Source organism: Varibaculum timonense (genome assembly GCF_027694345.1).
Taxonomy (GTDB): domain Bacteria; phylum Actinomycetota; class Actinomycetes; order Actinomycetales; family Actinomycetaceae; genus Varibaculum; species Varibaculum timonense_A.
Map to the genome: position 1 here is coordinate 1 of NZ_JAQEVU010000007.1, position 15,753 is coordinate 15,753.

The following is a 15,753-nucleotide window of genomic DNA, read 5'->3' on the forward strand; positions in this document are numbered from 1 at the left end:
GACCACAATCGAGGACTCCTTCTTCGACTCCTCATTAGGAACCAACAACTCACGCTGCTCAAGCAAAAGATTACCGTCAGCGTCCAAAAGCCGCCCATCCGCGCCAACCTGGAAATACAATGGCTCACTATTCTTGATATAACCCTCAGGAGCCTTAGTCTCTTCCAAGGTATAAACCTGATTAACATCCAGATTATCCAGCAGCACGCTACCAGACGTGCCCTCGGTAGTCACCGACCTATCAAGCGTGCCAGTCCCCTTACCCTTATAAAGATTAAAAGAAGCACCAGCCTTAACCACGCCATCACCGCGCTGCCACTCACCAAAAGCCTTACCCTTACCGGCCATGCCCCGCACACCCAACTTCGACAAAGACACCGCGCCTTTATCGTTAAAAATCAGGCCAAGATCCCCGATGCCGAACGTCAAATTCTGACCGTTCAAGTTAGTACATGACGTGACACAACGACTAATCGTAAACTCAATCGGAGCGATCGGCTGCAAATGACTATCACCCACATTCTCCGTTAGCTTCCATTTACCAGCAGGGATATTGTAGAACTTTACATCACCGTCATCGTTGGAACGCACCGTGATCGGAGCGGAGTTCGGCACAAACATGGTGCCATCGTTCTGTCGCACCGGTTGCGGGGTGATCGTGAATTCAATACCCGCCAAGGGCTTACCGAGGGCGTCCACTTTCTTAAACTCTGCGGTACCAGTAACCGGCTCAATCGGCTGCCAATGACCGAAGTTAATGACATCGGGTAGGGTAATGCGGTATGTGCCGGTGGTGGCATCATAGTTACTGCCCGCAAAGTCGTTAGCCGATAGCACTAGCGCTTTATCGCTAACCTGGTAACCAACGGGGGCATCTAGCTCGCGCACCACCCAGCCGGGCAGGGCTTGCACGCCCGTAAACTTTACTTTCCCGTCTTTGCCAGACAGGACAGAAGAAACCAGCACGCCCTCTTTATTAAATAACCCAAAGCGCGCCCCAGCTAAAGCTTTCTTTTGAGCCGCCTGTCCCGGCTCGGCTTTCCAACCGTATTTCATTAGCTCGATATCGACTGCCGGAGGAACCACGGTGTTAATCACCGGGTTGGACTCTAATTTACCCTCGTGGGAAGTAGATATATTCCAAAAATCGTTAATCGCCTTTTTACCCAAGTTCGCTTGGGAACGCGGATCTGCACCCGCAGGACCGGCAATCATGGGGACGGTTATCCTCGTCTCGCTCCGCGCGATTTGAGGGGTAGTATTTTGGAATTTTAGACCGGTAACCGCCCCACACGGACTGTTATGCCAGTTAGCGTCCGCTAGCTTGTCTTTAGCTATACCCGTATCACAGGTATAGAAAGTCTGCCAACCTTTAGCCTCAGTACCGTCTGCCATCTCGAAACTAATCTGACCAGCAGAATCATACTGGTTTATCAGGGTGGAGCCAGGTCTAGCTGGGGTTCCCGCTACCGGCAACAAATCGTATATCACCGGGTTTTCTTCGGGGGTTTTCCCGTATCCCAACCGCAACTGGTAATCAAATTTTGCGCCCGCCACGGTCTGGATTTCGTTTACCCATTCGGCTCCGGCTTTACGTTCGCGAATCCGCTTAGAAATATAGATTTCGTCTCCGACTGAAACCTTGGTGGTGTTCTCAGCCTTTGACCAAGTACCTGCCCCAGCTACCGGGTCATTTTCTACTTTGTTAAGGTAACGCACTTTGCCTTGGGAACGAGCGAATGCTTCATTAACCATGTCCCCGCCGGGTACTCGCGTCGAAATCATGGTCTCTAGCTGCCCGACACTGTAAACATCCCCTGGAGTGGCTACCTGGTCGGCCAGGAAACGAACCGCTTGCCGCCCCGTATTATTCCAGTTGGAGACAATCTCGTAACGTGCCCCTGGCAGCTGCGCGAATTGTTTCGTGAGAACAACCCGCTGCACATCTAACCCTTTAGGCAGCACATCTAACAGCTCGAACGCGGTCAAGGGATCACCATAATCGGTTTCAATCTCGGCACCCACCGTGTAAACACCGGTTTTACCAACCAGGGTGAGCTTATCGAAAGTGTTTTCTTTACGGGCTTTTAAGATTTTACCCTCGGGCAGCACCTCGATATTAGCTTCTTTGATGCGCTCTCCGCCCTGCACTTTATTACGCAGGTCGGATTCACATTTAAGCTCTTGACATAACGCCGAGCCGGGATTGCGGAACTTGGTGTGAATCTTGGTAGTGGTTCTTTGCGTGGGTTGCACCTTTTGGGTGCTAATCCACCGTAGCCACACCCCTTCATATTCGGTGAGTTCTGCCGGCAGTTCAATCCGCCCGGGACCGGTGATCTTCTGCGAATATATAACTTTATCGACTGCCCCGGTAGAGGAAAGTATCTCTAACTTGCCGCCCACAAATACCGGGTCAGGGGTTATCCCGGTGTACTGCAACCGGGTATCCAGGTCATAGTCGCTCAGGTTTAGGGGACTAGCAATAGTGGAGGTGTTTTCGGTAAGCACACTCCAATTGATTTCCTGGGAACGATCGTGCTCCGTGTCATAGATAACCGGATAGCCGTTTCGGTAATGCGGACCATCCGCCACTTTAGTAAGCGGGGTTCCCGGCGGCGTGGTCTCCATAGGTTTATAGAAACTGAAACGAGTATCTGCCGCCCCCGTTATCACGGGTTCATTCGGACCTTGCTGCTCGGGGGTGAGGATGAAACTGGCAGTGTTATTAATGAGTTTCTGCTTCTTCGCCCCCGGGAAATGAAGTTTTAGATTACCCAGACCAGCATATTCGCTGTGAATAGTCTTGGCCTTGTCCGTATAGGTCAGGGTCACCCCGTCCTCCCCAAGCGTCCAGCCAGGGTTTTCTTCTGCCACGAACTGGGCACGAGCACTTGACCCATCAGTTTTCTCGTATTGAGGCAAACGATCAGTGATACTGTAACCTTTCACGTTACGGAACAGGTCTTTTTTAACCCCGAACGTAAAGGTGACCGCGTTTTTACCGCTAGTTTTAACATCCCCGTTTTCGTCATCATCATAGTCACGGCACACCCCCAAGCTGCACCCGGCAGCATCTTTTATAAAGGTGGGCAGCAAATAGTGACCTTGCAGGTTCACCGGCCCCGGCTTAGAAGCCGGGTTGGGTTTAACCACATACCGTTTACCGTTTGCGTCTTTATCTATCAAAAGCGCGTTCACCGGGTAACTACCATCCGAGGGCGTGACCCGCTCTTTTAATCGCCAGTGAATAGGGATAGTAACCCGCCGTTTGGAATCAAAGTTCTTCTCTAGGGTTACTTCTAGAACTCCGGGCGCAACCACTTTTACTGATTTGAATGCCGAACTAGCAGATAAACCCGCCTCCACGAACTCTACCCTGCTCGGATCATAGGTTAGACGGATTGTCCCGTTCTTTAACACGGAAGCCCCCGCGTCCCCACCATAGGTAAGGTCGGTACGTAGTTTTTGCCCTATCTCGTCCTCTAAAACATTAGATTCCGGATAGTTACCTTCTGAGTCCTGCGCCTGGTTAGTTAAACGACCAACCAAATCCAGGCGAGCATAGGTTCCGTTATATTCAGCAGGGAGTTTTTCATACCTAAAAGTCAGGTTTTGATCCTCACCGGTCAGGGGAACACTTTGACTGTCCGGAATACTATAGCCCGGGATAACCGGAGGAGTCAGCGTATAGTTATTGTTGGAGTCACCATCTTTACTGCTAACTACCTTGTCCAAATCGGCATGTAGTTTTTGACCATCCGGACCGATATATTCAGCATGAACCTTGGTATCCACCAAGATAATCACATCATTAGCGTAACCTTTAATATTGTCCGGATTCTTGCCGGACTCTGGCCGCAAATAGATAGGTCCGCGCAAACCCGCATAAGTAGCGTTGGGAGGGTAACCATCCCTGCCGTAGTCAATGTCGGAAAGCATCAACACCGCCAGCTCTAAACGGTTAGTAGGATGCTTCAAATCCGAGTTCGGTTTCTCTAAAGGAGTATCCGGAACCGTAATCACCTGCCCAGACGGCATATCAAACGGAAACACGTAATCACCAAGATAAGTGAGCTTACCAATAGATTCAGGCAGGGAAGTTATTTTATTCTTAGCTTTATCGGCATCGATTTCTTTAACTGCACTGTTATAGCTACCCACATAATTGCCGAAGACCGGATAGGGATTGTCACCATCGCGGTAGTAAAACCCGAGGGCGTCAACGTTTCCCCAAGAATCAGGCAGGGCAGTTAGGGCGTTATTAGCAAAAGCGCCAGGCCTTATATCTTTCACATCCCCCCAAGAGGGCGGGAGCGCAGCTATCCGGTTAGCCTGGAAAGAGTTCCTGCCTATCTCGGTGATATTTCCCCAGGAGGAGGGCACAGTAACTATGTCGTTATTTATAAACGCACCCGTGGGAATCTTGCTGAAAGTATCCCAAGGAGCGGTTAGCTGCTTAATCTTGTTATCTTTAAAGCTCTCCGCACCGATAGATTCTACCTGCCCCCAAGAATCAGGCAAACCGGTAATCGCATTGCCCATAAATGCCTCAATACCAATAGTTTTAACCTTGCCCCAAGAAGCCGGTAAAGCCTGAATCTGATTTTCATTAGATTGAGGATTCATACTAGAACTACAACGATAAACATTCTTATCACCTTCATCAAAACGATAGGTGTAGACGCTCTTCCCGTTGAAAGCACACTTCTCTATGGTGGTAACGTTTTCCCAGGAGGAAGGCAGCACTTTAAGTTTATTTGCAGTGAAAGCACCATACTTGATAGTGGTAACCGACCCCCATGCCCGCAAGGCCTCCAGCTGGTTAGAGAAAAATGCCTGTGCACCAATTTCGGTGACACTCCCAAAAGAATCAGGCAGAGAAGCTATCTGGTTATTTTTAAAAACCTCATACGGCAACGAGGTAATTTTTCCCCACGGAGCAGTCAAAGCCGTAATTTTATTATCTTTGAATGCCGCACTGCCCAGAGTAGCTACCTCACCCCAAGAATCAGGAAGCTCGGTTATCGCATTAGTCCCAAAAGCATATTCATTAATTGTGGTAACTTTTCCCCAAGACTCAGGTAACGAGGTTAGTTCGTTGTGGCTAAAAGCTCCATTATCTATAAAAGTTACACTACCCCAATCATCCGGTAACCTGACTAAGTTATTTTTTAGGAACACATTTTTATTAATTCGGGTTATTCTCCCCCAGGAGTTCGGTAAAGCAGAAAGCTGATTATACTCAAACGCACTTTCACTAATGACAGAAACATTCCCCCAAGAATCCGGTAAGGAAACCAGCTTATTATAGGCAAAAGCGCTATTCCAGATACCGCTAATCTTCCCCCAGGAAGGCAAAGTAACAAGCTCATTACGAATAAAAGCATTATCAGTAATTGTGGTAATTTTTCCCCAAGAATCCGGCAAGGAAACCAGCTTATTATAGCCAAAAGCCCCTTTTTTAATCTGGAGGACATCCCCCCAGGAAGCAGGCAGGGAAGCCAGCTGATTAGCCGAAAAAGCCTGTTCGCCAATATAGGTAACGTTACCCCACGAATCCGGTAAACGAGTGAGCTTATTTCTATAAAATACCCGATCTGAAATGACTGTTATTTTTCCCCAGGAAGCAGGCAGAGACGAAATCTGATTACTCTCAAAAACACTAGAACCTATCTGTGATATTTCCCCCCAGGAAGCAGGCAGAGACGAAATCTGATTACTCTCAAAAACACTAGAACCTATCTGTGATATTTCCCCCCAGGAAGCAGGCAAAGACGTAATTTTATTATTCTTAAAAGCCTCTTGCCGTATATAATCCACCTTTCCCCAGGAAGCGGGGAGCTGCGTAATCTCGTTATCTTTAAACGCTTGTATGTCTATTGTGGAGATGTTTTCCCAAGAATCTGGTAGGCGGGTTAAACCTAGGTTTTGGAATGCAGACTGGTAGATAGTTTTTATTGGTTGTCCTTTGTCTCCGAATGCGGGCCAACACCAGGCTTGTTTAGTTTTTCCGGCTTTATGTTTTTCTTTCCCGCTAGCACTAAAACCTCGAAGAATTTCCAGATTCCTGGAATTTAGGGGATCACCGTATACGAAGTCTTTTACTTGCCATCCTGGGCAGATGGTTTGTTCTGGCCAGTCCGGGCCAACCGCGATATTACCCTTAACAGTCTTAGAACGCCCCTTAGCATCAGTAACCGTATAGAAAACCTGGGTCACACCCTCCACCGAAGTATCCACACTCTCCGGAGACACCTTCAACAGGTTAGTTATATTGTGTCCTTCAACGTCCTTAGCCGTTACGCCCTTAAGTAAAGCCGCAGTAGTACCGTCAGCCCCGTTAGCTAAATGCTTATTAACCTCACCAGTAATAGTGGGCGAAAAATCAGTACGCTTATAAACAAACGTAACCGTATTATCCCCACCCACCGTTGGGGTAATCTCCTCGGCCTCCTTAACAGCCGCAAACCCAGCCAAAACTGGAGCCTTAACCGTATTCTTCTGACCCGCAAAATAAACCCCATCCGGCTCCGTAAACTCACTTTGCAAAACCTCAGGGCTACGCAACTGAGCCAGTGAACCATCCGGTTTTTGCTCCATAAACTTAACCGTTATCGAGACCGCATCCCCCGCAGCCACCTGACCAAACCCGGATTTGTACTTTTCGGACTTTACTGCGCTCGGCAGCGATTGTTGCCCATCAGCCTTTTCCAGCACCACCCAACGCTTATTATTCGCAAACACTTCCGGACCAAAATCGGTGACAGTAGATGGAATCTTTACTTTCTCAATCTGGTTACCACTAAAAGCTTCCTGCCCGACTTTCGCCAGCTTAGACGGAAGCGTAATTCCCTGGAGCTGGTTATTAGCGAACGCGCTAGCGCCAATCTCAGTTACTGTCTCTGGCAGGTCCACCGTTTCCAACTGATTATCACGGAAAACATTCGCCGAAATAACAGTAACCGGCGCGCTCTTAATCTTTACCGATTTCAGGTCGTTATCGCTGAACGCGCCCTCACCAATAGTAGTCAGCGTGGAAGACTCAAAAGCGGCGAGCTTATTCTTCTGGAACGCGCCCTCACCAATAATCTTCAAACCCGGCGCCACAAGCCCCGTAATCTCGTTATCGTAAAAGGCACGATCAGCAACCTCAGTCACCGAACCCGGCAACGTAACCTTAGTCAGCTTCAGCCCCGAAAACACGCCCTCCGCAATCTTAGTAGTACCCGCCGGGACAGTCAGTTCTTTATTAGCTTTCAGCGCGGACTTGCCCTTATCAGTCAGACCAGTAAGCTCCGTCCCATTAAAAGTAAAACGATCATCACTAGGACTAGCGCCCGCACGCAACGGCCCCGAAGCCCGCCCAGCAGCACCAGAACCAGCCTCCCGAAAATCAAGCCGCCCGGAAGTTGGACTGTCACCTTTATTAGCGCTGCCCGCCGAACCCTTGCCATTACTCGAAGCACCCGAAGCAGAAGCGGCAGCAGAACTTGCCCCCCCTGTTCCACAGCCGGAGCCGACAAAGGCACAACCGCCAACAAAGTAGAAAACGCTAAACCAAGAACCGAAAGCAACGCCACCGCTTGACGACTAATACGTCCCTTGCCCTTAACAACCTCGGCAGCAGGTAGCCGATGCTTTTCGTTCCTCACGGTAACCTCACTCACGCAAAAGATAGGAAACAGTCGGTTTATCCTCATTAACCGACAACCCTTTTATCATTATTTCGCTCTAAGGAACGACTGTCAAGCGAGATCTAGAAAGTGACCTGCGACCTAAAGGCGAATAAGCCACCCCCCCCCCGCGAAATAACAAACCCACAGCTAAAAGCGATAAATAGCGAACAAAACAGCGACCTAAGTCCCACCAGATTTATTGTAGCGCCATAATGTTGGACGTTAGTGGGCGGGGCTCCCAGAGGGCACGTCTAATAGTCCCTCTCGATTCACTCCCTCCCAATACCGTTCCGCCCTCCCCAGACAAAACCACCCTCCCGATTCAGGCAAAACCACCAAAAACCAGCAGTCCCCACCAAACCCGGAGGGCGATTTTGCACCAGGAGGGTCGTTCTGTCGCCTGAGGGTATTTCCGTCAAACCCCACCAGCAGTTTTAATCAACCACCCAACCATTCCACCCTCCAAATCCCCAACCCAGCCGACCATTCCCAACTATTCCGCCCTCTCGATTCAGGACACAAGCAACCGTTCCGCCCTCCACAGACAGTTCCACCCTCCCAATCCCGCCAAAACCCGCAAAATCCAGCCGTCCCCACCAAACCCGGAGGACGATTCTGTCGCCGGAGAGTGATAACGTCAGGCAGACAGACGCGACCAGGAAAAATGCGTAACAACAACGCCCTCCACAGACAAAATCACCCTCCCTGAACCGTTCCACCCTCCAAATCCCCAACACAACCGACAATCCCCGACCATTCCACCCTCTCGATTCAGAACACAGCAACCGTTCCACCCTCCCAATCCGGGCAAAACCGACGAAAATCAGGCTCTCTCAGTCAATCGGGAGGGTGTTTCGGTTATTGGAGGGTGATTCGGTTGCTGGAGGGCGATTTTGCACCAGGAGGGTCACTCTGTCCCCGGAGGGTGATTCCGCCAAACCCCACCAGCAGTTTTATTAAATCCCTCAACCATTTCACCCTCCACAGACAAAACAACCCTCCCAATCCCCAAGCCAACCAGCCTCGAACCGAGATACAGACAACGGTAGATGTCGGAAACGGCAGGAAGTGCGGGGAGCGGTTTTATGCCGAGGGGTAGGCTCGGGCGTTAAATCCGTAAAAATGACAAAGCATTTTTACGGATTTCGGGGCGCGAGGCAAAAACCGCCCCCCCCCGCACCCAAAACTTCCAGGCACACATCCAGCCAACCACCACCGCCTTAACAACATTTCCACCCTCCCAATTCCCAACCATTCCACCCTCCCGATTCAAAAACACCCTCCCAATTCAGCAATCAAGCCCAAATACCGCCAGATTTATATAAACCGGGAGGGTGATAACGTCACACCGACAAGCACGACCAGGAAAAACACACGCCAACACCACCCTTCCTAGACATAACCACCCTCCCGAATCAAAACCACCCTCCCAGAACAGTTCCGCCCTCCAAATCCCCAACCCAGCCGACAATTCCCGACCATTCCGCCCTCCCCAGACAAAACCACCCTCCCAATCCCGCCAAAACCCGCCGTCCCCACCAAACCCGGAGGGCGATTTTTCACCAGGAGGGCAATTCCGTCACCGGAGGGTGATTCCGCAATACCCCACCAGCAGTTTCAATCAATCACCCAACCATTCCACCCTCCACAGACAGTTCCACCCTCCCAATCCGGGCAAAACCTACGAAAACCATGCTCTCCCAGTCAATCAGGAGGGTGATTCTATCCCCGGAGGGTCATTCCGTCCCCGGAGGGCGATAACGTCAGACAGACAAACACAACCAGCAAAAACACACGCCAACACCGCCCTCCACGTACAAAATCACCCTCCCAATACAGTTCCGTCCTCCACAGACAGTTCCACCCTCCCAATCCGGGCAAAACCTACGAAAATCAGGCTCTCTCGGTCAATCGGGAGGGCGTTTCGGTTATTGGAGGGTGATTCGGTTGCTGGAGGGCGATTTTGCACCAGGAGGGTCACTCTGTCCCCGGAAGGCACTTCCGCCAAACCCCACCAGCAGTTTTAATCATTCCCGCGCCCTCTAGGCTGCACCCTCGCCCGCTTTTTCTGTTAAGCCTTAGGTACAACATCACCCCAGGCTTTGCGTTTAGCCTGTTTACTTGGCTTTTTTGCCGAGCTCCGCTAAGCGTCCTAGGGTTCCTATCTAAGCAAGTGAACTAAAAGAAAACCCGGACAATTCACATTGCCTAAGTTGCGTCAGAATCTACAACTAACGCGGTCGCGTGCTCCCTTAAAAAATCTCGCAAATACGGGAGAGCAAAATCTACTCGAGCACGCCCAGCTTCAACAATCATTTCCGCATCTATCAACCTTCGACGATAGTTGCTTACATAAGAACCGCTTCGACCCAATCTATTTTTAATATCCGAAATCGAAGAAGGACCATCATCTTGCGCCATGTACACCAAAAACGATTTGTCCATGTCAGACAAGTCATCCAAAGCAGGCTCATGAACCAAATATCCTAATTTTGCTTGAGCTTTTTCAATGCCAGCCTTAGCGGCGCTCTCCGTTATGACATTTCCTTCTCTTAGGCGAAACGCCCACTGTCCCACCAGCTGAATCATAAAAGGATACCCATGACAAGCCGCAACCGCCTCAGCAAGCGCTTTTTTATCCCATGAAACACCCGAGCCTACCAGCGGTTCTTCCAAGGCCTGCTTCACGTCCTCGTCCTTAACAGCTGCGAGATTGATCCTTTCTGCCCTCCTTAAAAACGTAACCGGATTGGAACCTTGACCAGAGATAGTTGCCGAAAGTAGCGGCTTAATAGAAGACGGAATCCCCGCCATCACCACCGCTATCTCCCTGCCCTCTCGAACGAGGTGTTGAATCGTTGCTCCGAACTCTATAACCTCATCACCTCTGCGGTGATGCATCTCATCTAAAGTGATAAGCACCCCGGTAGACTCTTGCTTAGCTTTTCGGTCAAGTTCGCCCTTATAAGTCAGGTAATCCTCTAACGCATTCCTGAGGGTGTAATTGTTTTCCCTCGGGGCATCCTTTCGCCAATTAACCCCTCCACCAATCCCCAAAATTGTAAGGTTTATCGACTCTAGAGAAGTTTTCTCCTGGGAAAGTTCTCTAATAAGACTGGCGCGAAGCCTTTCCACAAATCCCGAGGTGGCGGTTTCAGAAAGCACCAGCCAACCCCTATTCCTAGCTTCTTTTTCAAACTCATTGAGAAGAACTGTTTTCCCAATCCCCCTCGGCCCCACCACGAGGGATATTCTCTCGTGAGTGCCAGGGCCTTCCTCTAGGGCGACAGCAAAATTTTCTATCGAATCTTCCCTGCCTACCAGCAAAGGCGGGGTTGCTCCTAGAGTCGCTTTGAACGGGTTGATGCTTCTCGCCATAGCTTCATTGTAGCGCTTCCGTTATGAAGTTTATGAGTTTTATGAAGTTTATGAATTATATGAACTTTATGAATGGTTGTGAGTTTTATAAAATCAATGAACTTTTGACTGCTTGTGAAGCTTATGAACTATCTCCCCACCCCGACCATTCCGCCTTCCCGATTCAGGACATAAGCAACCATTCCACCCTCCACAGACAAAACCACCCTCCTAATCCCGGCAAAACCGCCGAAAATCAGGCTCTCCCGGTCAATCGGGAGGGCGTTTCGGTTATTGGAGGGTGATTAGGTTGCGGGAGGGTGATTTTGCACCAGGAGGGGCATTCCGTCCCCGGAGGTCGATTCCGCAACACCCCACCAGCAGTTTTAATCAACCACCCAACCATTCCACCCTCCCAGAACAGTTCCACCCTCCACAGACAAAACCACCCTCCCGATTCACCTATCAAGCCCAAATAGCGGCGATTTTAAATAAACCCGGAGGGCGATTCTGTCCCCGGAGGGCGTTTTTACACCAGGAGGGTCATTCTGTTGCCAGAGGGTGATAACGTCACGTAGACAAACACGACCAGAAAAAATGCGTGGCAATAACGTCCTCCCCAGACAAAACTGCCCTCCAAATCCCCAACCCAGCCGATTCAGGACACAAGCAACCGTTCCACCCTCCACAGACAAAATCACCCTCCCAATCCAGCCAAAACCCGCAAAACCCAGCCGTCCCCACCAAACCCGGAGGGCGATTCCACACCGGGAGGGCAATTTGGGAAGCAGAAGATGTTTCCCGCGCAGGAGAATCAGCCTGACATTACTGCCAACTTCTTTACCTGGAAGGCTACTCCCAATCCCCTATCCCTAACCCATCGCCCTCCGACCAACTCCTCCGATCCGCCTCCACCGCCCCGCACCCCCCCGCGCTTCGTCTCCAGACCACGTCCTCTTTCCCCTCCAAAAACCAAGATGCAATAGCTCCGAAGACAACAATCCGTAGTAAAACAAAATCAGCTTCGCAGACAAATAGGCGTAAAAAGCTCACTCTACCTGCCAGTATTACTTATCCCCAGAGGTCTATAGCAGAAACTTATCCTTACTAGAAAACAAGAAAAACGACATTTACCCCGAATCACGTCAAGCTACATCCATGCTTCCAGAACTATTTAGTACCCAAGCTTTCAGCAGAAAAGTCCTCAATAAATCGCTAGCAGATGGAACTCTAATAAAAGTCGGTCGAGGCCATGTGATAAAACCTCTGAACTCGCCCGACAAATGGAAAAGAATCCGCCACGTAAAACTCGGGCAAATCGCTTCTCACGCACTACGATGCAACACTCCACCAATATATATTGGAGTTACCGCCGCAATGCTCCATGGTTTAGCTGCGACTTCGCCGCGAACCGATACCGCAATACACACCGCAGGACACCATTTCGAGAAAAAACTTTTACCAGCATGGATAGATTTAGATACCTCAAGCGGACAGCCTATTCGCACGCCAATGCCACCGACACCCCTAATTTGCCACAAAATTGACGTCTCAAAAGACAACACGAAATATCTAGGTCACCATCTGCGCGTCACCGACCTCGCAACCACCACCCTCCACTGCACAGCTTGTCTACCTACGGAAAACGCGCAGGCTATCGCCGATTCGGCAGCCAAAAAGCTGATTACTGGTTGGGAGACGGCAAATCGCAGCAAACAGCAGGCACTACTAAAACAAATCCCGCAGTTACAAGCACAAATGACTAATCTTGGCAACAAATACTGCAACAAAACTGGCGCTGCACAGGCTCGTGAAATCCTGGCCAACATGGATCCAAGATTTGAAAGTTATGCGGAATCATTGCTCCACCTTGCAAGCCGACTCGCGCAGGTAAAAGGGTTAATACCACAATTTGAAGTCAAGGTTTCCGCCGCCCAAAGCTACTACCTTGACGCTGCGATTCCAAAGTTTCGGACAGCTTTCGAAATAGATGGTATGCAGAAGTATCATAGCGCCGACCCTGAACAGACCTACGCGGCAATTCAAGGTGAAAAGTGTCGCCAAAGTCAGCTACAAAAGCTCGGATGGCATATTTACCGTTTTACGTACGAGGACGTGTCGGACGTTTTCGGATTTGCGAACTTTTTGCGCAGCCGGCTGGGTACGGCATGGGATGGAGTATCAATCCCGCCCTGGTATCGTTTAAGGAATTCCAGGCTTAACCTGTGATTACATGAGATTCTTACATGATGTTGCTTATGTGCGCGTGAGGGCTTTTCGAGTCTTTTAGAGCCTTTTGATAGAAGATTGACCGGTGATTCGGTTGCGGGAGGGCGATTCTGTCCCCGGAAGGTAGTTCTGCCGCCGGAGAGTCATTCGACCGTCGGAGGGCGGATTTACTCAAACCGGGAGGGCGATAATGTCAGCCAGACAAACACGACCAGGAAAAATGCGTGACAACACCACCCTCCCCAGACAAAAACACCTCCCAACACAGTTCCACCCTCCAAATCCCCAACCCAACCGATAATTCCCGACCGTTCCACCCGCCTGATTCAAAACCACCCTCCCAGAACAGGTCCGCCCTCCCGATTCAGGAATCAAGTCCAAATAACGGTGCATTTACTAAAACCAGGAGGGCGATTCGGTTACTGGAGGGCAATTCTGTCTCCGGAAGGTAGCTCTGTCGCCGGAGGGTTATTCGATCGTCGTAGGGCGGATTTACTCAAACCGGGAAAGCGATTCCGTCCTCGGAGGGTGATAACGTCAGCCAGACAAACACGACCTGGAAAAATGCGCGACAACAACACCCTCCCAGAACAGATCCGCCCTCCCGATTCAGGACACAAGCAACCATTCCGCCCTCCCCAAACAAAACTGCCCTCCCAATACAATTCCACCCTCCGAATCCCCAACCCAGGAGACGATTCTCGATGATTTCACCCTCCTGATTCAAAACCACCCTCCCGATCCGGGCAAAACCCGCAAAATCCAGCCCTCCCGGTCAATCAGGAGGGTGATTCGGTTGCTGGAGGGCAATTTTGCAACAGGAGGGCGGATTTGCTCAAACCGGGAGGGCGATAATGTACCAGGAGGGCGATAATGTCAGCCAGACAAACACGACCAGGAAAAACGCGCGCCAACAACACCCTCCCCAAACAAAACTACCCTCCCAACACAGTTCCACCCTCCAAATCCCCAACCCAACCAACCATTCCCGACCGTTCCACCCGCCTGATTCAAAACCACCCTCCCAGAACAGGTCCGCCCTCCCGATTCAGGAATCAAGTCCAAATAACGGTGCATTTACTAAAACCAGGAGGGCGATTCGGTAGCGGGAGGGCGATTCTATCCCCGGAAGGTAGTTCTGTTGTGGGAGGGCGGATTTACTCAAACCGGGAAAGCGATTCCGTCCTCGGAGGGTGATAATGTCAGGCAGACAGACGCGACCAGGAAAAACGCGCGACAACACCATCCTCCCCAGACAAAAACACCCTCCCAGAACAGGTCTGCCCTCCCGATTCAGGACACAAGCAACCATTCCGCCCTCCCTAGACATCAACACCCTCCTAAGACAAAAAGGGAAGTAGCTGGAAAGCTGCTGAATCACTAAAAAAGGGGCAGGAAAGTAGCAAAAATGAGTTTGACCCGAGGGATTCCCTCGGGTCACAACCATCAAAAACTATTAAGAATCTATCGGCGCTGCTTTCTTAAGATTACTTTGACGCCACCCACACATGAAAGTGACACATCCAGACCAGCGCCGAATATCAGCAACAGCAGTTACTCCAGCGCGCCGCCGTAGCCGGCAGAAAAGCAGTCGCTACAGGCGAATAGTTTTCCAGGTACCGCGATAAATCGGAGCCACTTTAACTCTGTCGCCAGGCTTGGGGGCGTGAATAATCTTTCCCCCACCAACATAGATAGCCACGTGACCGGGATGCCACAAAATGTCACCGGGCTGCGCCTGGCTAAGAGGAAGACTGGTTCCCATGCGACTAATCGCGGCGGAAGAATGGGGCACTGATTTGCCCAACTGAGCATAAACGTAGCTAACAAACCCGGAGCAATCGAAACCACTGGGAGTGGAGCCACCCCACTTGTACTTAACTCCCCGATACTGCATCGCAATCCCCACGGCAGTGCCATCAGCTTTGCCCAGGTCGCGACCTACGAAAGTTTCAGAAGCCTGTGCGGAGGAACGCTCGGAAGCACGCGAAGCGGAAGCAGCAGCATTAGCAGCTGCGGCAGGAGCAGGTGCACCGGCAACTGTCGCCGCGCTTACCGACTGCCCAGCTTGCTCAACGTTAGATGAAACTGCTTTATTAACAGTTAGTTTTTCGACCGCGCCCTGCGCGAGATGAGCCGAATCTACAGAAGTAGAAACGTGCTTCGCGGCAGTAGCATCTGCGGGAATAGCGGCTGCTGCCACCACTGTTAAGGCAACCCCCGAGCCGGCGAGCGCCGACAAACGTTTTCCATTTTCAGAAGAAAATAGGGATTGGGCAACTTGAGAAACTGGAGTGGAGGGACGGCGCGGTGCGCGATGACGCGCCTGAAGTTTCTGAGAAGTCACGTGTTAGGTCTCCTATTAGGTGTCTATTTCAGTTTGACCAGTAAAACCCTTCGAGAGCTACCCGAGATGCTTTACTTTGCGGTCGGTCGTAACTAAATATAATGCTTCGATAACGAAATGTCACGTTTTGGTTACGAAGAA

The 15,753-nt window shown here is 50.6% G+C and carries 10 protein-coding genes; 2 read left to right on the top strand and 8 right to left on the bottom strand.

From position 1 onward, the window contains the following. The 6 genes from PG728_RS06955 to PG728_RS06980 all read right to left on the bottom strand — a co-directional run. On the bottom strand, positions 1-7,350 hold a 7,350-nt coding region (locus tag PG728_RS06955; RefSeq protein WP_270626636.1), incomplete at its 3' end, for a leucine-rich repeat protein. Beyond that, a complete protein-coding gene (locus PG728_RS06960; RefSeq protein ID WP_270626638.1) occupies positions 7,284-7,670 on the bottom strand; it encodes a hypothetical protein in 387 nt (128 codons plus the stop codon). The genes PG728_RS06955 and PG728_RS06960, both read right to left, overlap by 67 nt. A 443-nt stretch (positions 7,671-8,113) precedes the next feature. Then, positions 8,114-8,398, bottom strand: a complete 285-nt coding sequence (locus PG728_RS06965; RefSeq protein WP_270626640.1) for a hypothetical protein — start codon at positions 8,396-8,398, stop codon at positions 8,114-8,116. Between the two features lie 389 nt (positions 8,399-8,787). Continuing rightward, a complete protein-coding gene (locus tag PG728_RS06970) occupies positions 8,788-8,934 on the bottom strand; it encodes a hypothetical protein (RefSeq protein WP_270626642.1) in 147 nt (48 codons plus the stop codon). A 567-nt stretch (positions 8,935-9,501) separates the two neighbouring features. Next, the gene (locus PG728_RS06975) at positions 9,502-9,687 is read right to left on the bottom strand and encodes a hypothetical protein (RefSeq protein ID WP_270626643.1); all 186 of its coding nucleotides are present in this window, start codon (positions 9,685-9,687) and stop codon (positions 9,502-9,504) included. A 200-nt stretch (positions 9,688-9,887) separates the two neighbouring features. Then, positions 9,888-11,057 (bottom strand): ATP-binding protein, encoded by a 1,170-nt coding sequence (locus PG728_RS06980; protein ID WP_270626644.1) that lies wholly within the window; start codon positions 11,055-11,057, stop codon positions 9,888-9,890. Between the two features lie 41 nt (positions 11,058-11,098). On the opposite strand from PG728_RS06980, the gene PG728_RS06985 reads away from it, so the two are divergent. After that, positions 11,099-11,341 carry a hypothetical protein gene (locus PG728_RS06985; protein ID WP_270626645.1) on the top strand — a complete coding sequence of 81 codons (243 nt, stop codon included), beginning with the start codon at positions 11,099-11,101 and terminating at the stop codon, positions 11,339-11,341. 853 nt (positions 11,342-12,194) lie between these two features. After that, positions 12,195-13,265: an endonuclease domain-containing protein gene (locus PG728_RS06990; protein ID WP_270626647.1), complete on the top strand. Its 1,071-nt coding sequence runs from the start codon at positions 12,195-12,197 to the stop codon at positions 13,263-13,265. Between the two features lie 496 nt (positions 13,266-13,761). Here the strand turns inward: PG728_RS06990 and PG728_RS06995 are convergent, their stop codons facing one another. Further along, positions 13,762-13,998 (bottom strand): hypothetical protein, encoded by a 237-nt coding sequence (locus tag PG728_RS06995; RefSeq protein WP_270626649.1) that lies wholly within the window; start codon positions 13,996-13,998, stop codon positions 13,762-13,764. Between the two features lie 861 nt (positions 13,999-14,859). Continuing rightward, on the bottom strand, positions 14,860-15,612 hold the full coding sequence (locus tag PG728_RS07000) for a C40 family peptidase (protein WP_072509237.1): 753 nt from the start codon (positions 15,610-15,612) through the stop codon (positions 14,860-14,862). Between the last annotated feature and the right edge of the window lie 141 nt (positions 15,613-15,753).

What these genes read in the sequence shown, in the direction of transcription:
- PG728_RS06970 (WP_270626642.1), bottom strand. Translation starts at nt 8,934, where the DNA reads ATGGTTGGGAATTGGGAGGGTGGAAATGTTGTTAAGGCGGTGGTGGTT.
- PG728_RS06985 (WP_270626645.1), top strand. Translation starts at nt 11,099, where the DNA reads ATGAAGTTTATGAATTATATGAACTTTATGAATGGTTGTGAGTTTTAT.
- PG728_RS06980 (WP_270626644.1), bottom strand. Translation starts at nt 11,057, where the DNA reads ATGGCGAGAAGCATCAACCCGTTCAAAGCGACTCTAGGAGCAACCCCG.
- PG728_RS06990 (WP_270626647.1), top strand. Translation starts at nt 12,195, where the DNA reads ATGCTTCCAGAACTATTTAGTACCCAAGCTTTCAGCAGAAAAGTCCTC.